Origin of the sequence: Streptomyces sp. NPDC005799, from assembly GCF_040630525.1 — a bacterium.
GTDB classification, from domain to species: domain Bacteria; phylum Actinomycetota; class Actinomycetes; order Streptomycetales; family Streptomycetaceae; genus Streptomyces; species Streptomyces griseorubiginosus_B.
The window spans coordinates 122,413-143,728 of record NZ_JBEXXQ010000025.1 but is presented as its reverse complement, the minus strand read 5'-3'; the positions used below and the strand labels follow the sequence as shown (position 1 = coordinate 143,728).

The 21,316-nt window shown below is 72.5% G+C and carries 16 protein-coding genes and 1 pseudogene; 8 read left to right on the top strand and 9 right to left on the bottom strand.

Annotation, left to right across the window (positions count from 1 at the left end; all coding sequences use genetic code 11):
* Window positions 1-134 precede the first annotated feature (134 nt).
* Window positions 135-1,079 (top strand): annotated as a pseudogene (locus tag ABZ453_RS24825) (LuxR C-terminal-related transcriptional regulator); the annotation flags it as partial.
* Between the two features lie 105 nt (window positions 1,080-1,184).
* On the opposite strand, the gene ABZ453_RS24820 reads toward ABZ453_RS24825, so the two are convergent.
* Together ABZ453_RS24820 and ABZ453_RS24815 are read right to left on the bottom strand one after the other, a co-directional pair.
* Window positions 1,185-2,246 (bottom strand): hypothetical protein, encoded by a 1,062-nt coding sequence (locus ABZ453_RS24820; RefSeq protein ID WP_359017784.1) that lies wholly within the window; start codon window positions 2,244-2,246, stop codon window positions 1,185-1,187.
* 54 nt (window positions 2,247-2,300) lie between these two features.
* A complete protein-coding gene (locus ABZ453_RS24815) occupies window positions 2,301-4,865 on the bottom strand; it encodes a CHAT domain-containing tetratricopeptide repeat protein (RefSeq protein ID WP_359017801.1) in 2,565 nt (854 codons plus the stop codon).
* Window positions 4,866-5,024: 159 nt separating this feature from the next.
* Between ABZ453_RS24815 and ABZ453_RS24810 the strand changes: the two genes are divergently transcribed.
* From ABZ453_RS24810 to ABZ453_RS24800, 3 genes are read left to right on the top strand one after another with little or no spacing between them, the layout of a single operon-like run.
* Window positions 5,025-6,461, top strand: coding sequence for a S8/S53 family peptidase (locus tag ABZ453_RS24810; protein WP_359017782.1), 1,437 nt, complete (start codon window positions 5,025-5,027; stop codon window positions 6,459-6,461).
* Between the two features lie 59 nt (window positions 6,462-6,520).
* On the top strand, window positions 6,521-7,096 hold the full coding sequence (locus ABZ453_RS24805) for a sigma-70 family RNA polymerase sigma factor (protein ID WP_359017780.1): 576 nt from the start codon (window positions 6,521-6,523) through the stop codon (window positions 7,094-7,096).
* 5 nt (window positions 7,097-7,101) lie between these two features.
* Window positions 7,102-7,623, top strand: a complete 522-nt coding sequence (locus ABZ453_RS24800) for a hypothetical protein (RefSeq protein ID WP_359017778.1) — start codon at window positions 7,102-7,104, stop codon at window positions 7,621-7,623.
* 21 nt (window positions 7,624-7,644) lie between these two features.
* On the opposite strand, the gene ABZ453_RS24795 is transcribed toward ABZ453_RS24800, so the two are convergent.
* Entirely contained in the window at window positions 7,645-8,448 is an 804-nt protein-coding gene (locus ABZ453_RS24795; RefSeq protein WP_359017776.1) for an N-formylglutamate amidohydrolase, read from the bottom strand.
* Window positions 8,449-8,583: 135 nt separating this feature from the next.
* Between ABZ453_RS24795 and ABZ453_RS24790 the strand changes: the two genes are divergently transcribed.
* The gene (locus ABZ453_RS24790; protein ID WP_359017774.1) at window positions 8,584-8,925 is read left to right on the top strand and encodes a DUF5713 family protein; all 342 of its coding nucleotides are present in this window, start codon (window positions 8,584-8,586) and stop codon (window positions 8,923-8,925) included.
* Between the two features lie 37 nt (window positions 8,926-8,962).
* On the opposite strand, the gene ABZ453_RS24785 is transcribed toward ABZ453_RS24790, so the two are convergent.
* The 4 genes from ABZ453_RS24785 to ABZ453_RS24770 all read right to left on the bottom strand — a co-directional run bounded on the left by ABZ453_RS24785 (window position 8,963) and on the right by ABZ453_RS24770 (window position 14,470).
* A complete protein-coding gene (locus ABZ453_RS24785) occupies window positions 8,963-10,111 on the bottom strand; it encodes a homoserine O-acetyltransferase (protein WP_359017799.1) in 1,149 nt (382 codons plus the stop codon).
* Window positions 10,108-11,472 (bottom strand): bifunctional o-acetylhomoserine/o-acetylserine sulfhydrylase, encoded by a 1,365-nt coding sequence (locus ABZ453_RS24780; protein WP_359017772.1) that lies wholly within the window; start codon window positions 11,470-11,472, stop codon window positions 10,108-10,110. The genes ABZ453_RS24785 and ABZ453_RS24780 overlap by 4 nt, the downstream gene beginning before the upstream one ends.
* 320 nt (window positions 11,473-11,792) lie before the next feature.
* Window positions 11,793-12,092 (bottom strand): hypothetical protein, encoded by a 300-nt coding sequence (locus tag ABZ453_RS24775; RefSeq protein ID WP_359017770.1) that lies wholly within the window; start codon window positions 12,090-12,092, stop codon window positions 11,793-11,795.
* A gap of 158 nt (window positions 12,093-12,250) precedes the next feature.
* Window positions 12,251-14,470, bottom strand: coding sequence for an NADP-dependent isocitrate dehydrogenase (locus tag ABZ453_RS24770; RefSeq protein WP_359017768.1), 2,220 nt, complete (start codon window positions 14,468-14,470; stop codon window positions 12,251-12,253).
* Window positions 14,471-14,657: 187 nt separating this feature from the next.
* Between ABZ453_RS24770 and ABZ453_RS24765 the strand changes: the two genes are divergently transcribed.
* Window positions 14,658-16,193, top strand: coding sequence for a M1 family metallopeptidase (locus tag ABZ453_RS24765; RefSeq protein WP_359017766.1), 1,536 nt, complete (start codon window positions 14,658-14,660; stop codon window positions 16,191-16,193).
* Window position 16,194: 1 nt separating this feature from the next.
* On the opposite strand, the gene ABZ453_RS24760 is transcribed toward ABZ453_RS24765, so the two are convergent.
* Together ABZ453_RS24760 and ABZ453_RS24755 are read right to left on the bottom strand one after the other, a co-directional pair.
* Window positions 16,195-17,289, bottom strand: coding sequence for a mechanosensitive ion channel family protein (locus ABZ453_RS24760; protein WP_359017764.1), 1,095 nt, complete (start codon window positions 17,287-17,289; stop codon window positions 16,195-16,197).
* Between the two features lie 126 nt (window positions 17,290-17,415).
* Window positions 17,416-18,396 carry a lysylphosphatidylglycerol synthase transmembrane domain-containing protein gene (locus ABZ453_RS24755; RefSeq protein WP_359017762.1) on the bottom strand — a complete coding sequence of 327 codons (981 nt, stop codon included), beginning with the start codon at window positions 18,394-18,396 and terminating at the stop codon, window positions 17,416-17,418.
* Window positions 18,397-18,570: 174 nt separating this feature from the next.
* Between ABZ453_RS24755 and ABZ453_RS24750 the strand changes: the two genes are divergently transcribed.
* Window positions 18,571-20,472: an ABC transporter ATP-binding protein gene (locus tag ABZ453_RS24750; protein ID WP_359017797.1), complete on the top strand. Its 1,902-nt coding sequence runs from the start codon at window positions 18,571-18,573 to the stop codon at window positions 20,470-20,472.
* Window positions 20,473-20,614: 142 nt separating this feature from the next.
* The gene (locus ABZ453_RS24745; RefSeq protein WP_359017760.1) at window positions 20,615-21,313 is read left to right on the top strand and encodes a phosphatase PAP2 family protein; all 699 of its coding nucleotides are present in this window, start codon (window positions 20,615-20,617) and stop codon (window positions 21,311-21,313) included.
* Window positions 21,314-21,316: the final 3 nt, after the last annotated feature.

Here is a 21,316-nt window from a genome sequence, read left to right as displayed (position 1 = left end):
CCCGGCGGCCCTCATCGAGCGAGACCCCGACGCGGGCGTACCGCTGATCGCCCTTCCCGGCACGGGCGCGGGGGGGGGGCGCGGCGCCGGCGCCCGACCCGGGGGCAGTCCACCGGACGACACCCCGGGGGCGGCGGGCCGCGCCCGGCGGGCTGCGGGCCCGGCGCCTGCCCCGCACGCCGGAGCAGTGCGCGCCGGCGCTCGCCGCGGAGCGGGCGGCGTTGACCCGGGGGATCGAACAGACCGATGTGCGCGCGCTGCCGGCACCCGTGGGGGAGTGGCTCGCCCAGGAGGGCGTGCCGGTGCCGCCCGGCCACGCGGCCGTACGCGCGCGGTTCTCGCGGCTTCGGGGGGAGCTGCGGGAGGCGGCGGCCTGGGCGAGGGAGGGACTGCGGGAGGCGCCGGGCGACGCCTCCTGCCGTACCGAACTCGCCCTGGCCGCCGCGCAGTCGGGGGACACGGCCACCGCCGAGCGGGTCCTGACGGGACAGCCGGCCCTGGACGGGGCCGCCGCCTGGCTGGCGGTGGCCAGGGGGGACGTGGAGGGGGCGGCCCTGGAGGCGTACGGGGCGGAGGACGCCTACGGCCTCTACGACGCCGTCCGGCTCGGCGTCCCGGAGAAGGTCGCCGACCGCCTTCCGGCGGGCGGGGTGCTCGCCCGGCACGCGGAGGCGCTGGCGCAGGCCGACGGACCGGGCCTGGACCGCGCGGCCGAGGCGCTGGAGGAGCGCGGCTTCCTGCTCTTCGCCGCGGAGGCGCGGGCCCAGGCGGTACGGGCCCACCGCGACCCGCACGCCGCGCGCACGTCACGCACGCGTGCTGTCGCCCTGGCCCGCCGCTGCCAGGGTGCCCGCACCCCGGCCCTGTCCGGCCTGGTCCTGGGCGAACTGACCGCCCGCCAGCGGCAGATCGTCACCCTCGCGGCGGCGGGCCTGAGCAACCGCCAGATCGCCGAACGCCTGACCCTTTCCATCCGCACGGTCGGCAACCATCTCTACGGCGCCTACGCCCGCCTCGGTGCGAACGACCGCTCGGCACTCCCGTGGCTCATGGACCTCCCCGACACGGAGACGGCCTGAGCCCCCTGAACAGGCGGTCTGACCCCCGGTATTCGGGGGAGGGGTCAGGCCGCCACCTCATGCGGTCATCCGGCCGTGACCGGTGTTCGGGCCGTGGCCGGTGGTCTAAGCGTGGTCCTCGCCGTCGTGCGCGGCGTACGGGTGTACCTGGCGGTCGTCGTTGAACGGGATGAACCAGTCGTTCACTCCGAGGCCGTCCGTGGCCGGCTCGTACAGCCACTCGTGGTCGAGGTCCTCGCACACGGTGGCGGTGAAGATCTCCAGGGCCGCGCTGACCTCGTCGGTGAGCAGACCGTGCAGGTCGGCCGTCACCTCCGCCTGGGCGAGGAGGAACTTCATCAGCAACTCCTCGGCGACACAGCTCAGTTCACCGAAGTGCGGCTGGGCGAGGCGTCCGGTCATGGTGATCGCCGTGACGATCAGACGGCGAGCGAACAGAACCGTGTACTGGAGGGCGAACTGCGACGGCAGGTCGTCGAGGATCATGAACGGAGCGTCGCTCTCGGCGACGGTCGGGCCCTCCTCCTCCAGCCCCGCCAGGTCCGTGAACAACTGGTCGACGAGGAGGTCGACCGCGTGGACGAGGGCGCCGGCCGCGACCTCGGCCGCCTCGCGACCGACGGTCCCCTTCTCGTCGGCACAACCGAAGGCCGACAGCGGGAAGGCCCGCAGGCCCGGGGCGAGCGAGCGCAGTCGGGTGCGCATCTCCTCGATCTCGGCCTCGTCCAGACGGGACGGCGAGACGGCGGGTTCGAACTCCGCGTGCCGGCGCGCGCGTTCGGCAGGGTCGGTCGGCGGCGCGTCCGGGCCGTCGGCCGCGTCGAGGCTCTCCTGGAGCAGATCGGGGTGCAGATCCACCTCGCACCGAGTGATCTCCCAGTCGGCCAGCAACTCACTGCGCTCCAGCAGTTCCGCGACGACCTCCCGCGCCGCGTCCTCCGCGAACTCCAGCGCCGGCGCGTCGACGAAGAGCTTCAGCAGGGCTCCTTCGGGATGGACGGCGATGAAGTCGTCCGTCAGGTCTACCTGCATCCCGTCGGGACCCTCGATGGCCTCGATCGAGTCGAGGCCCTTGCGCAGCAGGAAGATCGCACCCTCGCGCTGCAGGGCGTCGAGTTCCTGGGCACCCCGAGCGAGGTGCACGTCCACAGTCACCGCGTATGTCACACGATCATGGTGCCTGAGCCACCGCGCCCACGGCAGGGGAACCCCCCGCCGTCCTCATGCCGCCCCGAAGGCCGTGAACGCCCACCCCGTCGCCTGGTGCAGGGCGTCGTCCGGCAGCGCGGCCCGCGCGTCCCGCAGCGCCTCCGCCAGGGACAGCCCGTCGGCGAGGCCCTTGTGCAGTGCCAGCATCAGCGGCACCACCGCGTGGTCGTTGACCGGCGCGCTGCTCGCCACCACCCCGGCCGTGCCCAGCGGCAGCAGCGCGGTGACCAGGCCGAGCAGTTCGTCGGCGCCCACCGCGGCGAGCCGGGCGGTGTCGCAGCTGGACAGGATGATCCGGTACGGGCTGCGGTCCAGCCGCTCGAAGTCATGGACGATCAGCGGCCCGTCGGCCATCCGCAGCGAGGAGAACAGCGGACTGTCGGCGCGGAAGGTGCCGTGCGCGGCGATGTGCGCGAGCGCGGCCCCGTCCAACTCCTCCAACACCCGCGGCACGCGCGCGTCCTCGTGCTCCAGCAGCGTCGGCCTGCCGTACCGGTCGGCGAGTTCGGGCACCTCCGCCCCACCGGTCGCCAGCCCCGGCCCCCGCACCAGCACATGGCGGTCCCGGGGTGGCGGCGCGGTCTCCCGCGCCCGCAGCCAGCCGCTCGCCGACGGCGACACACTGAGCACCCGTTCCCGCAGCGCAGGCAGCAGCGCCCAGGGCACACGGTGCAGCCGGCCCGGGGGTACGACCACGACGGGCCCCGAGCCCAGATGCGCCGCGGCCGGGCCGAGCAGGAGCTCCTCAAGGCGCCGTCCCATGGCCTCCACCAGCGGCAGCCGCGCCTCCGCGCCGGGATGGGCCAGCCGCCGCAGCCCCGCCTGCACGTGCTCCGCCTCGGCCTCGGCGTCCGCGAGCAGCCCCGCCTCGAACCGCCGTACCCGTCCGTCCCCGCACAGCAGCACCTGCACCCGGCCGTCCAGCACGGCGAGCTCCACCAGCCGTGTCCCGCCCAGCCGGTCCAGCAGCCGGCCGGGGTCGAAGCGGTCCTCGGCGCCGGGCCTGTCACCGCGCATGTGCAGGGTGCGCGAGCGGATCTCCCGTTCCAGGCGCCGCTGTTCGCGCTCCAGGGCCGGAACGGGACGGCCGCCGCCTCGGGCCTCCTCCGCGCGCGCGGCGATCTCCCGGAAGGCGGTCAGCTGGCCGAGCAGCTCCGGATCGGCCGGCGGCCGGGCGGGCGGGGTGGACAGGGCGGTGGCCCGCCAGCGCTCGCTCCACATCAGCAGCCGGCGCGGCTCGCCGGAGTCCAGGCTGACCCGCTGGGCCAGCGCGGCCAGTTCCGCGCCCTGCGCGGTGGCGCGGGCCCGCAGCTCCGAGGCGCCCAGCGTCATCCGGTGGTCGTCGAGCACGTCGAGTCCGCGCCGGCACGCCTCCAGGACGCCCCGCCGGGAACCGGCGACCCGGGCCCGCAGCGCCTGCGCCGCCCACCCGGTCATCCGGGCCAGCGGCGGCCCGCTGTGCCGGCTGCGCGCGGCGACGGCCAGATGCCGTTCCGCGTCCTGCGTCCAGTCCAGCGACAGCGCGATACGGCCCGCCAGCAGGGAGGCCTCGGGTGCGGCCGGCGCGCCGAAGGAGGCGAGTCGTTCGGCGACCGCTGCCGCGTCCGCGACCAGGCGTCCCGAGGCGCGGCCCGCGGACAGCCGTGCCTCGATCAGCACCAGCCGGGCGTGCGTCTCCCACCAGGGCCGCCGCTGCCCGGCGAACAGCCGCACCGCCAGCGCGGCGCGGGCGATCGCGGTGTTGGCGTCACCCGCGAGGCGGGCCGCCCGGGCCGCGACCAGCAGCAACTCCGCCTTGCGGGTGGACTGCCCGCCGATGCCGTCGATCACCCCGATCGCCGCGTCGGCCACGGCGAGCGCCTCCGGGGCGAGTCCGGCCGCCATCAGCACCTCGCAGCGCCGGATGGAGAGCATGAACGACGGCGTGCCGAGCTTGGCGTACCGCTCCTCGGCCTCGTCGAGCAGCCGCAGCGCGACCGGCACGTCACCCTGCCGGAAGGCGGCGAGACCCCGGCTCTCCACGACGTCCGCCTTGTCGTGGTCCTGGCCGGTGGTGTCCCACAGCTCCTCGGCCGCCGCGAAGTCGGCGTCCGCCCGGTCCACGGCGCCGAGCGCCAGATGCACGGTGGCCCGCAGGGTCAGCGCCCGCGCCGTCCAGATGACGTCGTCGACCTGTCGGAGCACGGGAATCGCCCGCCGTACGTCCTCCAGTGCCTCGCGGTGCCGGCCCAGCACCCAGGAGGCGTAGGCGCGGCGGAAGAGCACCCGAGCGCGGGTGTGCCCGCTGCTGACGGCGACACCCCGCTCCAGGGCTTCCAGGCCCTGCCGGGTGCGGCCGGCATGGATCAGCGCGACGCCGAGCGCGGCCAGGACGTCGGCCTCCCGGTCCGGGGACTCCGCGCGCACGGCGAGATCACGGGCGCGACGCAGATGGTGCAGGGCAAGCCTGAGGTCGCCCCAGTCCCGCTGCCAGATCCCGATCGCCTGGTGCGCCACGGAGGCGTGCCACGGCGACGGGTCGTCCTCCAGCACGCCCCGGGCGCGCGCCAGGGCCTCGTTCGGGGCGGCGAACACCATCGGCAGCAGTTCGAGAACCGAGTCGCTTCCCGCTGTCACCCCACGGATGGTAGTGGCCCTGGTTGCACCCGACACCGTTTTGGCGCTGTATCAGCTGTATCAATGAACGGCCCGGCGACTCTGAACTGACGACAGTCGCCTCAAGGGGGAGGACACGCCATGGCACCACAGCGATTCCACGAACAGTTCGACCAGATCCAGCGTTCCATGCCCGACGTCCCCCTCGCGCTGGGGCCGGACGACGCGGCGGAGTTCATCTACGAGAAGGGCGTGGTCCTCGCCCGGGACGGCGAGGAGGCGCGGCTCGTCGAGGACACCGTGCGCGACCACTTCACGGCGGCCACCGGTCTGAGCGGCGACCAGGTGCGCCGGGCGGGCCCGCAGAGCAACCGCTCGGGCGTCACCCGCATCCAGGTCGGCGACCCCGGCCACGGCGACCGGCGCGGTGACCGGGCGGTGGCGCACGCCCTGCGCTCGATGCGCGAGCACGAGGGCCGCGCCGGACGCCGGCTGGTCAGCCGCAACCACGTGGTGTCCATCGCGGTCAACTCCTGCCCGGGCGACGAGCCCGTGCCCTCCCCGCTCACCCAGGGCACCAACCCGGTCCCCACCGAGCTGCCCCACGACCCCGACAGTGCCGTGGGCGTCCTGGTCGTCGACAACGGCCTCACGCACGACTACGGGCTGGTCCCGCTGCTCGCCCACGTCCAGGGCGACCTGCACGGCACCGAGACCGACAGCGCGGGCAACCTGCTGCAGTACGTCGGCCACGGCACCTTCATCGCCGGACTCGTGGCGGCTGTCGCGCCCAACACGGACATCACGGTCCGCAGCACCCTCAACGACGCCGGTGCCGTCCTGGAGTCCGAGTTCGGCCAGCGGCTGTTCGACGCCGTCGACGCGAACGGCTGGCCGGACATCATCAGCCTCTCCGCCGGCACCTCCAACGGACGCACCGACGGCCTGCTGGGCGTGGAGAGCTTCATGCGGGAACTGCGCGGGCAGCGCACCCTGCTGGTCGCGGCGGCCGGCAACAACTCCAGCGCCACCCCCTTCTGGCCCGCCGCCTACGCCTCCCTGCCCGACTACCAGGACTCGGTGCTGTCGGTCGGTGCCCTGCGCAGCGACGGCGAGTTCGGCGCGTGCTTCACCAACCACGGCGCGTGGGTGAACGCGTACGCCCCCGGGGAGCGTCTCACCAGCACCCTGACCGGCTTCGACGCGCCCGTGCCGTACGTCTACCAGCACACCACCTACGACGCCTGCCGCTACGGCTTCACCTACGCCTGCACCTGCCAGTACCCGCGCCACACCGGAGTGCTCAGCGAGACGGGCGCGCCCACTCCCGGCAAGGCCGACCAGGTGATGTTCGAGGGCTTCGCGCACTGGAGCGGCACCTCCTTCGCCACCCCGGTGGCCGCCGGGCTCGTCGCCGCCTACATGACCGCCAACAAGGAGAGCGACCCGCGCGTGGCCCGCACCCAGTTGCTGGCCGGGAACACCACCTACGCGGAAGTGCGCGGGGCACACGCTCCGGCGCTGCTCCCGGCGGGTTGGCGCCCGTCGCCGGTCACGCTGCTCGCCGCTCCCGCATGAGGTGCGGAACCTCCCCCTCCACGGCGTACGATGACAGGCCGTACACGAGGAGTGGGGCCGTGGAACGAGGAGATGTCGGCGCGCAGGTCAGGTCCGCCGTCGACGGCGACGCGGCGGCCTGGAAGGCGCTCGTGGAGGGGCTGAGCCCACTGGTGTGGTCCGTCGTGCGCTCGCACCGGCTCTCGGACGCCGACGCGCACGAGGTGTACCAGACCGCGTGGTTCCGTTTTGCCCAGCATCTGGGGCGCATCCGCGAACCCGACAAGGCCGGTTCCTGGCTGGCGAGCACCGCGCGGCACGAGTGCCTGAAGGTGCTCAAGAACATGCGGCGGCTCACTCCGACGGACGATCCCCAGCTGCTCGACCGGGTCAGCGAGGACCGTACGCCCGAGCAGTCGTTACTCGATCTGGAGGAGGCCGACGCCCAGACCGAGCGCATCCGGCACCTGTGGCAGGAGTTCGAGGAACTGGGCGAGCGGTGCAGGCAGTTGCTGCGCGTCCTGATGGCCTCGCCGCCGCCCAGCTACCAGGAGGTGTCCGCGGCCCTCGGGATCGCCGTGGGCAGCATCGGCCCGCTGCGCCAGCGCTGTCTGCGGCGCCTGCGGGCGCGACTCGAAGCACGGGGGGCGGTGTGAGGGACATGGGTGACCTGAACGGCGAGGAACCGTTCGACGGCGAGGAACCGCTCGACGACGGATCGTTCGGCGAGGAATCGTTCGACGGAGAGGACCTGGGGCTCGATCTGCTGGAGGAGGAGTTGCGCCGGGGCGCGGCGATCCTCGACCCGCTCCCGGCCGAACTGCGGCAGATCGCCGTGGAGGCCTTCGTCCTGCACGACCTCGACGCCAAGATCGCCGAGCTGACGTTCGACTCCGTGGTCGACGCCATCCCGGTGCGGGGAGCCGTGGACGTGCCGCGCATGCTGACCTTCCACGCGGGCGGGCTGACCGTCGACGTGGAGCTGAGCGCCCAGGGCCTGATGGGGCAGGTGCTGCCGCCGCAGACCGCCCGGGTCGAGGTGCTCAGGGGCCTGCGGGCCGCGGCGCCCCTGACGACCGACGCCATGGGCCGCTTCGTCTACGAGGAGTCCCCGGCCGGCCCGTTCGCCCTGCGTCTGCGCACCGACGAGGGAGTCCTCGTCACCGACTGGCTCACGGCCTGACGCACGCCCCGGATCCTGCCCTCACCACGTGACGGGCAGGGTCTCGACCAGGGTGGCCAGCGCGGAGGCCAGCCGGTCGAGGCCGGGGCCCGCCGGTCCGCCCGGCTCGGTCATATACGTGTCCCGCCGGATCTCCACCATCAGCGCGCCGACCCGGACGTCCGTGCCGTAGAACTCCAGCGGTACGTACGTCCCGCTGAAGGGGCTGTCCAGCCCGGTCTCCCCGCATGCCGCGAACGCCTCCCGCGCGGCCGCCAGAAGACCGGGCGGCGTGTGGAAGGAGTCGGTGCCGAGACAGACCGGCGGTCGCGGTCCGGCGCCGCGCAGTTCGTACGGCAGCGCCGTGCTGGGGTAGGAGTGCACGTCGACGACGACGGCCCGTCCGGTGCTCGCCAGACGGTCGGCCACGGCGTCCGCCATGGCCCGCGCGTACGGCCTGAAGTAACGCTCGACGAGCGGCTCGGGGTCGGTGTCGGCGGGCCGCAGTGCCTCCTGATGCGTGGTGCGCGTGTAGACCGCGCCCATCCCGGCGGCCAGCATCTCCTCCCGCTCGTCCGGGAAGCGTTCGGGGTCGACGACCAGCCGCGAGAGCCGGTTGACGAACCGCCAGGGGGCCGTCCCCGCCAACCGCGCCGCCGCCTCGGCCAGTTCCGCCGTGTGCGCGTCCGTGATGTGGTCCAGCTCCCGCTCCAGCGCCGCGTCGTCCAGCACGATGCCCGCGCGCACCTCGGCCGGTATCTCCCGTGCGGAGTGCGGCACATGGAGGATCACGGGGGAGTCGGCGGCACCGGGCAGGAGGTCGAACGGGGCGGCGGGACCGGGCACGGGCTGCTCCAGCGGGCGTTGTCGGCGGGCGTTGTCGGCGGGCGTTGTCGGTGGGCGGTGTCAGAGGGCGTTGTCAGTGGGGCGTGGCAGCATCAAAGGTGCCACATCGACGAGCACGAACTCGGGGGAGCACCCATGCCCATCAGCAACGAGAAGGCCGCGTCCCGTCCGTTCCTGGAGGTCCTGTACGAGGACGAGTACTTCCCGGACCACGTCCTCGACAAGGGCCGGGCGGTGCTGGTCGCCCTGTGCGAACGCATCGAGGCCGAGCGGCCCGCCGACCTGGCCGCGCTGTACGCCCTGACGCAGGCGGCCACCGAGGAGTTCAACGCGCTGGAGGCCGAGTTCGAGGCGGCGGACAGCGAGATCGAGACGGTGGCCCGGGAGGAGATAGGCGGCGACTTCTGGTTCATCGCCCAGGCCTACGGCTTCGACGACGCGGACGTGGAGGAGCTGATCGCGACGCGTGAGTGGTGAAGCGGGTGGCCACTGCCCACCCGGCCCGGGCTGGAACTCAACCGGTCAGCAGGGTGCGGACCAGCGCGGCGACCTGCGCCGTCTCGATCAGGAACCCGTCGTGCCCGTACGGCGACTCGATGATCCGCAGCCGGTCCGCGGACGGGATCAGCGCGGCCAGCTCCGCCTGCTGGGCGAGCGGGTAGAGGCGGTCGGAGTCGACGCCGGCGACCAGGGTGGGGGCGGTGACCCGGCCGAGCGCGGCCCGCAGGCCACCGCGGCCGCGGCCCACGTCGTGGGCGTTCATGGCCTCCGACAGCACGACATAGCTGCCCGCGTCGAAGCGCCGTACCAGCTTGGCGGCGTGATGGTCGAGATACGACTCGACCTGGTAGCGGCCGCCGCCGAAAGGGTCCTCGGTGCCCTGGGGCGTACGGCCGAAGCGGATCCGCAGTTCCGGCTCGCTGCGGTAGGTGACGTGGGCGAGGCGGCGGGCGAGCCCGAGGCCGGCGTACGGGCCGTGACCGGTGTCGTGGTAGTCGCCGCCGTGCCAGTGCGGGTCGCTGCGGATGGCGTGCAACTGGATGTTCGCCCAGGCGATCTGCTCGGCGCTCGCCGCCCCGGTCGTGGCGAGCAGCAGCAGCGCACCGGTCCGCTCCGGGTACGACACCGACCACTCCACGGCACGCATCCCGCCCATCGAACCGCCGACGACCAGCGCCCACCGGTCGATGCCGAGTTTGTCGGCCAGCCCCGCCTCGGCGGTCACCTGGTCCCGCTGGGTCAGGAAGGGAAAGGCGCCACCCCAACGTCCACGCCCCTCGTGGCGCGCGGAGGAGGGCCCCGTACTGCCCTGGCAGCCGCCCAGGACGTTCGGGGCGACGACGAACCAGCGGTCGGTGTCCAGGGCCAGGCCGGGCCCGACCAGTCCGTCCCACCAGCCGGGCGTCGGATGACCGGGCCCGGCGGGGCCGGCGGCATGGCTGTCGCCGGTGAGGGCGTGCAGGACGAGGACGGCGTTGGAACGGTCCGGCGCCAGGTGCCCCCAGGTCTCGAACGCCAGCCGTACGCCGGGCAGTTCACCGCCCGCCTCCAGCGGCAGGGGCTTCTCGGCCGTGTACCACCGACGCCGGCCGGGCGGGTCCTCCTCCCGCCAGGCCCCGGTGGCCGGCGGGAGAGGTGCCTCGGGTACCGGTACGGCGTTCAGGACGCCGCGCCCTTGGCCGCGCGGAAACCGGCCTCCAGATCGGCCTTGAGGTCGGCGAGGTTCTCGATGCCGACCGACAGCCGCACCAGCCCCGGTGCGGTGCCGGTCGCCGCCAACTGCTGTTCGTCCAGCTGACTGTGGGTCGTGGAGGCCGGGTGGATGATCAGGCTGCGCACGTCACCGATGTTGGCGAGGTGGCTGAACAGCTCGACCGCGTCCACGAACCGTTTGCCCGCCTCGACGCCGTCCCGCAGCTCGAAGGAGACGATGGCACCGGCGCCGCGCGGCAGGTACGTCCGCCCCGCCTCGTACCACGGACTGGACTCCAGGCCCGGGTAGTGGACGGCGGAGACCTCGTCGCGCTGCTCCAGCCACTCCGCGAGGGCCTGTGCGTTGGCGGAGTGCCGTTCGATGCGCAGGCTGAGCGTCTCGACGCCCTGCAGCAGCAGGAACGCGGAGTGCGGGGAGAGCGCGGGGCCGAGGTCGCGCAGCAGTTGCACGCGCAGTTTGACGGCGAAGGCGCCGGGGCCGAGCGCAGGCCAGTACCGCAGGCCGTGGTAGCTGGGGTCGGGCTCGGTGAAGTCGGGGAAGCGGTCGGCGTGCGCGCCGAAGTCGAAGGTGCCGCCGTCCACCACCACACCGGCGATCGCGGTGCCGTGCCCGCCGAGGAACTTGGTCGCCGAGTGCACCACGATGTCCGCGCCGTGCTCGATGGGCTGCAGCAGGAAGGGGGTCGGGACGGTGTTGTCCACGATCAGCGGGATACCGGACTCGTGCGCGACGTCGGCGACGCCCCGTACGTCGAGGACGTTGCCGCGCGGGTTGCCCAGCGTCTCCGCGAAAAGCGCCTTCGTGCCTGGGCGGATCGCCGCGCGCCAGGACTCGAGGTCGTCCGGGTCGTCGACGAAGGACACCTCGATGCCCAGCTTCGGCAGCGTGTGCCGGAAGAGGTTGTAGGTGCCGCCGTACAGGGACGTGCTGGAGACGATGTGGTCGCCCGAGCTCGCCAGCGTCAGGATCGCCAGTGTCTCCGCGGCCTGTCCGGAGGACAGCGCGACGGCGGCGACCCCGCCCTCCAGCGCGGCGATCCGCTGCTCGAAGACGTCCTGGGTGGGGTTGTGGATGCGGGTGTAGATGTTGCCGGGCTCGGCGAGCGAGAACAGGTCGGCGGCGTGCTGCGTGTCGCGGAAGACGAAGGACGTCGTCTGGTAGATCGGCGTCGCCCGGGCGCCCGTCGTCGGGTCCGGTGCGGCCCCGGCGTGGATCTGCTTGGTCTCGAACGACCAGGCCGAGCCGTCCGGCCCGGCGGGCGCTTCCTCGGGCGTGTGACCGGCGGTGACGGAGTCGATGGGCTGGCTCATGGTGGTGCTCCTCGTGCGGAGGGGCGCGCCGGAGTACGCGTGCGGACACGGCTCGGCACGGCGGGGAGGGAGGGTGATCGGCCGGAGGGGAGCGTCAGCTCACGGCACGACAAGAAGTGGTGGTGACACGCACGTAGTCCACGTGGCGTCGGGTCACGAGCACCGTCATGCGACGAGAGAACCACACGAGGTCACGGCGGAACAGCGGCGCGTTCCGCCTGACATACAGACTTCACGAACGACGGAACTCGGCCACCTCGCGCGATCGCGCGGAGATGGCCGAGTGGCGGGAGAGACGGGTCCGGGCGTCCGGTGGGCGGTCAGGCGGCGCCGCTGACCCCGGGGGCGACGAAACGGCGGTGAAGGGGGGAGAACCGGGTCTCGGGCTCGCCGACGATCCCGGCCTCCTTGACGGCGGCTGCCAGCCGCTCGGCGAAGAACCGCTCGAAGTCCGACTGGGCGTTCCACACGTCGGTGACGTACATGGCGCCCTCGTCGAACCAGGCCGCGTGCAGGACGGCGCCCTCCGGTACCTCTTCCTCCCAGCGCACGGTGTCCCGTACGGCGTCGTACTGCTCGGGTGTGACTCCCGCCCAGCGCATGGACAACACGACAGCCATGGCGATGCCTCCTTGGTTCGGTTCCCCCTGTCGAGTACACCGGCACGGGACGCCGTCCGCGCGTCGCGCTGGGCCGTTGGTGACATGGCGCTGCCCCGGCCGGGCAGTGTGCCGGCCGGGGCAGGGAAGCCGCCGAGGGGCCCGTCGGGCCCCTCGGGTCAGCTCAGGGAGGCCAGGGCCTCGTTCCAGGTGGCAGAGGGGCGCATGACCGCGGCGGCCTTCGCCGGGTCGGGCTGGTAGTAGCCGCCGATGTCCGCCGGGTTGCCCTGGACGGCGTTCAGCTCCTCGACGATCTTCTGCTCGCCCGCGGCGAGCGTCTCGGCGAGCGGCTGGAAGGCCTTGGCGAGCTCGGCGTCGTCGGTCTGCCGCGCCAGCTCCTGCGCCCAGTACAGGGACAGGTAGAAGTGGCTGCCGCGGTTGTCGATGCCGCCGACGCGCCGGGTCGGGGACTTGTCCTCGTTGAGGAAGGTCGCCGTGGCGCGGTCGAGGGTGTCGGCCAGGACCTTGGCGCGGGCGTTGCCGGTGGCCGTGGCGTACTGCTCGAAGGAGGGCACCAGCGCGAAGAACTCACCGAGGGAGTCCCAGCGCAGGTAGTTCTCCTTGACCAGCTGCTGGACGTGCTTGGGCGCGGAGCCGCCGGCGCCCGTCTCGAACAGGCCGCCGCCCGCCATCAGCGGGACGACCGACAGCATCTTGGCGCTGGTGCCCAGCTCCAGGATGGGGAAGAGGTCGGTGAGGTAGTCACGCAGGACGTTGCCGGTGACGGAGATGGTGTCCTCGCCGCGGCGGATGCGCTCCACCGACAGCTTGGTGGCCTCGACGGGGGCGAGGATGCGGATGTCCAGGCCCTCGGTGTCGTGCTCCGGCAGGTAGGCGTTGATCTTGGCGATCAGGTTGGCGTCGTGCGCGCGGGTCTCGTCCAGCCAGAAGACGGCCGGGTCGCCGGTGGCGCGGGCGCGGGTGACGGCGAGCTTCACCCAGTCCTTGATCGGGGCGTCCTTGGTCTGGCAGGCACGGAAGATGTCGCCCGCGGCGACCGGCTGCTCGATCAGGACGTTGCCGCCCTGGTCGACCAGTCGGACCGTGCCGGCGGCCTTGATCTCGAAGGTCTTGTCGTGGGAGCCGTACTCCTCGGCCTTCTGCGCCATCAGGCCCACGTTCGGGACCGAGCCCATGGTGGACGGGTCGTAGGCGCCGTTGGCCCGGCAGTCGTCGATCACGGCCTGGTAGACGCCGGCGTAGGAGGAGTCCGGCAGAACCGCGATGGTGTCGGCCTCCTGGCCGTCCGGGCCCCACATGTGGCCGGAGGTGCGGATCATGGCCGGCATCGAGGCGTCGACGATGACGTCGGAGGGGACGTGCAGGTTGGTGATGCCCTTGTCGGAGTCGACCATGGCCAGCGCCGGGCCCTCGGCGAGCTCCGCCTCGAAGGACGCCTTGATCGCGTCGCCCTCGGGCAGGGCGTCCAGGCCCTTGAGGATGCCGCCCAGACCGTCGTTCGGGGACAGACCGGCGGCGGCGAGCGCGGCGCCGTACTGCTCGAAGGTCTTCGGGAAGAACGTGCGCACCACGTGACCGAAGATGATCGGGTCGGAGACCTTCATCATGGTGGCCTTCAGGTGCACCGAGAACAGCACGTCCTCGGCCTTGGCGCGGGCGATCTGCGCGGTGAGGAACTCGCGCAGCGCGGCCACGTGCAGCACGGAGGCGTCGACGACCTCGCCCTCGAGGACCGGTACCGACTCGCGCAGCACGGTGGTGGTGCCGTCCTCGGCGGCCAGCTCGATCCGCAGCGCGCCGGCCTCGGAGATCACGACGGACTTCTCGGTGGAGCGGAAGTCGCTCTCGCCCATGGTCGCCACGTTGGTCTTGGACTCGGCCGACCAGGCGCCCATGCGGTGCGGGTGGGTCTTGGCGTAGTTCTTGACCGAGGCGGGGGCGCGGCGGTCGGAGTTGCCCTCGCGCAGGACCGGGTTCACGGCGGAGCCCTTGACCTTGTCGTAGCGGGCCTGGATCTCCCGCTCCTCGTCGGTCTTCGGGTCGTCCGGGTAGTTCGGCAGCGCGTAGCCCTGGGCCTGCAGCTCGGCGACGGCGGCCTTCAGCTGCGGGATGGACGCCGAGATGTTCGGCAGCTTGATGATGTTGGCCGCGGGCGTCTTGGCCAGCTCGCCCAGCTCGTGCAGGGCGTCCGGGATGCGCTGGTCCTCGGCCAGGTACTCCGGGAACACGGCGATGATCCGCCCGGCCAGCGAGATGTCCCGCGTCTCCACGGAGACACCCGCCTGCGAGGCGTACGCCTGGACCACCGGCAGGAAGGAATACGTCGCCAGGGCCGGGGCCTCGTCAGTGTGCGTATAGATGATGGTCGAGTCAGTCACCGGGTGCTCCGCTCCACGTCTGCAACATTGCTCGACATCAAGATATCTCGTGACCGAGGCCGGCTCGACAGGGGTCCGTGCAACCAATGCGTCGCATCCCGGGTCATGGATGTAGATCGTGCACTTGATCGCATCTGATCGTCGACGGCCGGAACCGACCGACCGGCCGCCCGAGCGAAAGCTGACCATGAGATATCGCACCCGAGTGACGGCTCCCGCGGCCGCTCTGATCGGCACGGCCGCGGCACTGACCGTGGGGGGAACCGCCCAGGCCGCCGAGAAGGACAAGGGCTCCCCGGGCCCCGAGACCCTCGGCGACCCCGTCTTCCCGAGCCTCGGCAATGACGGCTACCGCGTCGCCGCCTACCACCTCGACCTCGCCTACGACGCCACGACCCGGCTCGTCGACGCCACGGTGACCCTGCGCATCCGCACCATCCAGGCCCTCACCCGCCTCTCCCTGGACGCCCTCGGCCTGGACATACGCTCCGTCCGCGTCGCCGGCCGCCCCGCCGCCTTCGAGCAGGCGGACGAGAAGCTGCGCATCACCCCCGCCCGCCCGCTGCCCGCGCGGGCCCGGGTGACGATCTGTGTCGAGTACGGCGCCGATCCGCGCCGCCCGCCGGCGCACACCGCCTGGGTCGTCACCCCGGACGGCTTCGCGATCTGCCCGCAGCCGAACTCCGCGCACACCGTCTTCCCCTGCAACGACCACCCTTCGGACAAGGCGGACTTCACCTTCCGCGTCACCGTCCCGGCCGGTCTGCGCGGAGTCGCGAACGGCCTGGCGACCGGCACCGAGACTCTCACCGACGGCCGGACCGCGTACACGTACCGCTCCCGTGAGCCGATGGCGACCGAGCTGGTGCAGATCACCGTCGGCGACTACGTCGTCAAGGAGCGCCAGGGGCCCAACGGACTGCCCCTGCGGGACGTCGTGCCGGCCGCCCGCGCCGACGCCCTGGAGCCCGCCCTCGCGCTCACCCCCGGCCTCGTCGGCTGGCTCGAACAGCGCCTCGGCGCGTTCCCCTTCGAGACGTACGGACTGCTGCCCTGCAACTCCGACGACCCGGCGGCCTTCGACTTCACCGGCCTGGAGACCCAGACCCTCACCCTGTACAAGCCGAACTTCCTGCTCCAGGAGGAGAAGAAGATCGGCTCGCACATGATGCACGAGCTGGTCCACTCCTGGTTCGGCAACCTCGTCAGCCCCGCGACCTGGGCCGACCTGTGGCTGAACGAGGGCCACGCGGACTTCTACGGGCTGCTGTACCGCTACGAGCGCGGCTGGACCGACTCGCTCGGCTACAGCACCTTCGAGGACCGGATGAAGTACACGTACGGCCTCGGCGACCAGTGGCGGCACGACTCGGGCCCGGTCGCGGCCCCGAACGCGGTCAACCTCTTCGACAGCCAGCGCTACACGGGCGGCGTCCTGGTGCTGTACGCGCTGCGTCAGCTCGTCGGGGAGGACGTCTTCCACGCCGTCGAGCGGTGCTTCCTGGACCGTCACCGCAACTCCTCGGCGACGACGCAGGACTACATCGCCGTCGCCTCGGAGGTCTCCGGCCAGGACCTGTCCGGCTTCCTGCGGGACTGGCTCTACGGCACGAAGACCCCCCGGATGCCCGGTCACCCGGACTGGACGGTCACGCCGGTCAGCTCCTCGCTCGCGCCGCGCCGGCGGACGGGCGGGTACCACGACAACTCGGCGACCCTGTAGGTCACTCCAGGTGGGCGACGTTCGCGTCGCCCACCTCCTGCGGGCCGCGCTGCTGCGGGATCGACACCGAGCCCTGCTGCAGCGCCACCGTCCGCGTCGGCGCCGGGATGCGGATGCCCTCCTCTCGGTAGCGCCGGTGCAGTTGCTTGACGAACTCGTGCTTGATGCGGAACTGGTCGCTGAACTCGCCCACGCCCAGGATCACCGTGAAGCCGATCCGGGAGTCGCCGAAGGTGTGGAAGCGGATCGCCGGCTCGTGCTCCGGTACGGCCCCGCTGACCCCGGTCATCACGTCGGAGACCACCTCCAGGGTGACCCGCTCGACGTGCTCCAGGTCGCTGTCGTAGCCGACGCCCACCTGGACCAGGATGGTCAACTGCTGCTCGGGGCGCATGAAGTTGGTCATGTTCGCCTTGGCGAGCTGCCCGTTGGGGATGACGACCAGGTTGTTGGAGAGGGCGCGGACCGTGGTCTGACGCCAGTTGATGTCCTCGACGTACCCCTCCTCGCCGCTGCTGAGCCGGATGTAGTCGCCGGGCTGCACGGTCTTGGACGCCAGGATGTGGACGCCCGCGAAGAGGTTGGCGAGGGTGTCCTGCAGGGCCAGCGCGACCGCCAGACCGCCGACACCGAGGGCGGTGAGCATCGGGGCTATGGAGATGCCGAGCGTCTGCAGCACCACCAGGAAGCCGAGTGCCAGCACCAGGACCCGGGTGATGTTCACGAAGATCGTGGCCGACCCGGCGACCCCGGAGCGGGACTGGGTGACGGTCCGTACCAGACCGGCGATCACCCGCGCCGCCGTCAGCGTCACCACGAGGATGAGGACGACGGTCAGCGACTGGTTGACGTGTTTCTGGACGGTCCTCGTCAGCGGGAGCACCCCGCCCGCGGAGGCCGCACCGCCGAGGAACGCCGCCCACGGCACCACCGTCCGCAGCGCGTCCACGATGACGTCGTCACCGCTCCAACGTGTCCGGCCGGCGTGCTTGCCCAGCCACCGCATCAGTACGCGCAGCAAGAATGCCGCCAACAGCCCCGCCACCAGCGCGACTGCGGCGATGACCAGATCGTCCACGGTGAGCGCTCGGTTCACCGACTACCTCCAAGTCCAGGATGTGCAACCGCTCATCCTGCCTTATCCGGCAGAGGAGTTCGCCCCGCGCGAAGGGCCGTACCGTACGGATCCGGACAGACCGCCGACGTGCGGCCCGGGCGCTGCTCAGATCACCTTCAGGCGTACCAGCGCGCCCAGGGTCAGTGCCCCCGGTACCAGGGGCAGCCACACCGTGATGATCCGGTAGGCCAGGACCACCGCCGTCGCCACGGCCGCCGGTGCGCCCGCCGCGACCAGGGCCACGATCAGCGCCGCCTCCACCGAGCCGAGCCCGCCCGGGGTGGGTACCAGGGCCACCGCGACCGTCGCCGCGAGGTAGGCCACCGCCATGTGCACGGGCGGCACCGGCAGCCCCAGGGACATGCCCACCAGGACGAGACCGGCCGCCTGCAGGGAGGGGAAGGCGAGCGAGCCGCCCCACAGGGCGAGCGCGCGGCACGGGCGGGTGTGCACCGAGCGCAGTTCGCCCAGAGCGGTCCGCAGGAAGGTCAGGACGGTGGTCCGCAGCCGTCGTACGAGGGCGAGGACCGTCACGGCGACGACCGCGACCGCGCCGACGGTCAGCAGCAGGGGAGCCGCCGAGCCGTTCGGGAGCAGATCGCCGAAGCGCAGCGCGTCGGGGAACGCGACCAGCAGGACGAGCAGCAGACCCACCCGGGTGACCGACTCGGCCAGCAGGTACAGGGCCAGCGCGGCGGAGGAACGGGCCAGCGGGATGCCGCACACCGTCATGAAACGCAGATTGACCGCCCCCGCGCCGAGGCCGGTCGGCAGCAGATGGTTGGCCGAGCCCGCGGCGAACTGCGTCGCGAGCAGCCGCCGCCTGGGCAGCCGGTCGACGACCGCGCCCTGCCGGGTGAACGCGGCCGCCACCCAGGTCAGACAGGTGGCACCGGCCGCGGCCAGCAGCCACGGCCACTCGGCCGACCGCAGATGGCCGAAGCCCTCCACGAGCACGTCCCGGTGCTGCACGGCGACGACGGTGACCAGCAGGAGCGGAAGAAGGCACAGGATCTGGCGGACCGGGACGCGACGGGGGAACCGTCCCGGAGTGAGGGGGCCTTGGGGAAGTTGAACCGCAGTCACATCTGAAGAGGGTCTCCGCACCGCGCCAACTGCGGGTTGCGGAATCGCGGACAACGTCTTACGGACGGAAAGCGGCTGGGGAGGCAGGGCCATGGGGTCCTTCGGGGCAGGGGACGATACGACGGAAAGGTTGACCTCAACAACGCTCGAGGTTCTACGTTCTCTCCCATGAGCATGGAGACCACGGCGTGGACACAGCTGCACAGTGTCATGACCGCCCAGCAGGAACGGCGACCCGTGGCGCGCGCCACGCTGCGCCGCATCGCCGCGTTTGCCCGACCGCACCGCGCCCGTATCGCCCAGTTCGTGCTCCTCGGGGTGGTGACCGCCCTGCTCGCCGTGGCGACCCCCGTGCTCGCCGGACATGTCGTCGACGCGATCGTGTCGCGGGGCGACCAGGGCACGGTCGTCCGCCTCGCGCTGCTCATCGCGCTGATCGCGGTGGCCGAGGCGGCGCTGGGCATCCTCGGCAGAAGACTCTCGGCGACGCTCGGGGAGGGACTCATCCTCGATCTGCGCACGGCTGTGTTCGATCATGTGCAGCGGATGCCGGTCGCGTTCTTCACACGCACTCGTACGGGAGCGCTGGTCTCCCGACTCAACAACGACGTCATCGGCGCCCAGCGCGCGTTCAGCAACACCCTGTCCGGAGTGGTCAGCAACGTCGTCACACTGGTGCTCACGCTCGCCGTCATGGTCACCCTGTCCTGGCAGATCACCCTGCTCGCGCTGGTCCTGCTCCCGCTGTTCGTCGTCCCCGCCCGGCGCATGGGCAGCCGGATGGCGCGGATGCAGCGGGAGGCCGCGACCCTGAACGCGGCGATGGGCACCCGGATGACCGAGCGCTTCTCCGCGCCGGGCGCCACGCTGGTCAAGCTGTTCGGGCGCCCCGAGGAGGAGTCGGCGGAGTTCGCGGCCCGCGCCCGCCGCGTCGCCGACATCGGGGTGCGCACGGCCACGGCCCAGTCGGTGTTCATGACCGCGCTGACCCTGGTCTCCTCCCTGGCCCTCGCCCTGGTCTACGGCCTCGGCGGCTGGTTCGCCCTGCGCGGCACCCTGGAGCCGGGCGCCGTCGTCTCCCTGGCCCTCCTGCTGACCCGGATGTACGCCCCGCTCACCGCGCTCGCCGGCGCCCGCGTCGAGGTGATGAGCGCGCTGGTCAGCTTCGAGCGCGTCTTCGAGGTGCTCGACCTCCAGCCGCTCATCGAGGAGAAGCCGGACGCCCGCGAGGTCCCCGAGGGCCCGGTCGCCGTCGAGTTCGACGACGTCCGCTTCGGCTATCCGTCCGCCGACAAGGTCTCCCTCGCCTCCCTGGAGGAGGTCGCCTCCCTCGACACCCGCGGCGGCGACGAGGTCCTGCACGGCATCTCCTTCCGCGCCGAACCCGGCCGGACCGTCGCCCTCGTCGGCTCCTCCGGCGCCGGCAAGTCGACCATCGCGCAGCTGCTGCCGCGGCTGTACGACGTCGACGGGGGCGCCGTCAGGGTCGGCGGGGTGGACGTGCGCGACCTGAGCGCCGGCTCCCTGCGCGCCACGCTCGGCATGGTGACGCAGGACGGCCACCTCTTCCACGACTCCGTCCGCGCCAACCTCCTCCTCGCCCGCCCGGAGGCGACCGAGCCCGAACTGTGGGACGCGCTGCGCCGCTCCCGCCTCGACGAACTGGTCCGCTCCCTGCCCGACGGCCTGGACACCGTCGTCGGCGAACGCGGCTACCGCCTCTCGGGCGGCGAACGCCAGCGCATGACCATCGCCCGCCTGCTGCTGGCCCGTCAGCGGGTCGTGATCCTCGACGAGGCCACCGCGCACCTCGACAACACCTCCGAGGCCGCGGTCCAGGAGGCCCTGGCCGAGGCCCTGGAGGACCGCACCGCGGTCGTGATCGCCCACCGGCTCTCCACCGTGCGTTCCGCCGACCTGATCCTGGTCGTCGAGGGCGGACGGGTCGTGGAACGCGGCACCCACGAGGAACTGCTGGCGGCGGACGGACGCTACGCGGAGCTGTACCGGACGCAGTTCGAGGAACGGGACGGCTCGCCGGCGCGGATCGCGGAGGAGGACGGCGCGGCCGCGTGACGTGACGGCCCGGGGAGCCTGGAGTGCCGTGGGGGATCCGTTTACCTGGGCTTGGCAGGGGGTGACATAGAGTCTGATTCCGGTGCCTTTGACCAGGGGGACGGGAGGCGGGGGAGATGCGTCGCAGCTGCCGGAGGGGCGGGTGACCGGCCGGTCGGAGCCCGCGGTGCTGCCTCACTCGCTGCGCGCGTGGCTCGGGGCGGTCGCGGTCGTGGCCGCCGTGGTGGTCGGTGCGCTCGGGGTCCTGTTCGCCGGGCACAGCGAGCCCGGCAGGGTGGACAGGTGGTTCGTCCTGCCGACGCAGGACAGCGTCCAGGGGCCCTGGCGGCGCGTCGCCCTGGTCCTGGACTTCCTGGGGGAGCCGGCCGGATCGACGATGCTGGTCGCGGCCATCGTGGTGTGCTGTCTGCTGCTGCGGCGTCCCCGCGCGGCGGCGCTCTTCGTCGTCGGTGCCGTCGTGGCCGTGGGGACGACGACCCTGCTCAAGCACGTGGTGGGGCGCACCATCCACGGCCCCGGCAACCTGTCCTACCCGAGCGGGCACACCACCTTCTTCACCGCGCTCGCCCTGGTTCTGGCGCTGCTCGCGACCGGCCGGCTCGGCCTCGGCAGGACGGCCGGCATGTCACTCGTGCTCGCCGCTTCCCTGGTCGGCGGCGCGGTCATGGGGTGGGCGGAGGTGGCCCTGGGCGCGCACTACCCGACCGACGCCCTCGGCGGCTGGTGCACCGCGCTGGCGGTGATCCCGGCGGCCGCGTGGCTGGTCGACCGGTTCGCCGACCGGCCGGCCGACCGTCCGGTGGAGCGGATGGCGGACACCGGTCGGCGGGAGCCTCGCTGACGT

What these genes read in the sequence shown, in the direction of transcription:
- ABZ453_RS24765 (WP_359017766.1), top strand. Translation starts at nt 14,658, where the DNA reads ATGAGATATCGCACCCGAGTGACGGCTCCCGCGGCCGCTCTGATCGGC.
- ABZ453_RS24800 (WP_359017778.1), top strand. Translation starts at nt 7,102, where the DNA reads ATGGGTGACCTGAACGGCGAGGAACCGTTCGACGGCGAGGAACCGCTC.
- ABZ453_RS24780 (WP_359017772.1), bottom strand. Translation starts at nt 11,472, where the DNA reads ATGAGCCAGCCCATCGACTCCGTCACCGCCGGTCACACGCCCGAGGAA.
- ABZ453_RS24815 (WP_359017801.1), bottom strand. Translation starts at nt 4,865, where the DNA reads ATGGTGTTCGCCGCCCCGAACGAGGCCCTGGCGCGCGCCCGGGGCGTG.
- ABZ453_RS24750 (WP_359017797.1), top strand. Translation starts at nt 18,571, where the DNA reads ATGGAGACCACGGCGTGGACACAGCTGCACAGTGTCATGACCGCCCAG.
- ABZ453_RS24790 (WP_359017774.1), top strand. Translation starts at nt 8,584, where the DNA reads ATGCCCATCAGCAACGAGAAGGCCGCGTCCCGTCCGTTCCTGGAGGTC.
- ABZ453_RS24810 (WP_359017782.1), top strand. Translation starts at nt 5,025, where the DNA reads ATGGCACCACAGCGATTCCACGAACAGTTCGACCAGATCCAGCGTTCC.
- ABZ453_RS24775 (WP_359017770.1), bottom strand. Translation starts at nt 12,092, where the DNA reads ATGGCTGTCGTGTTGTCCATGCGCTGGGCGGGAGTCACACCCGAGCAG.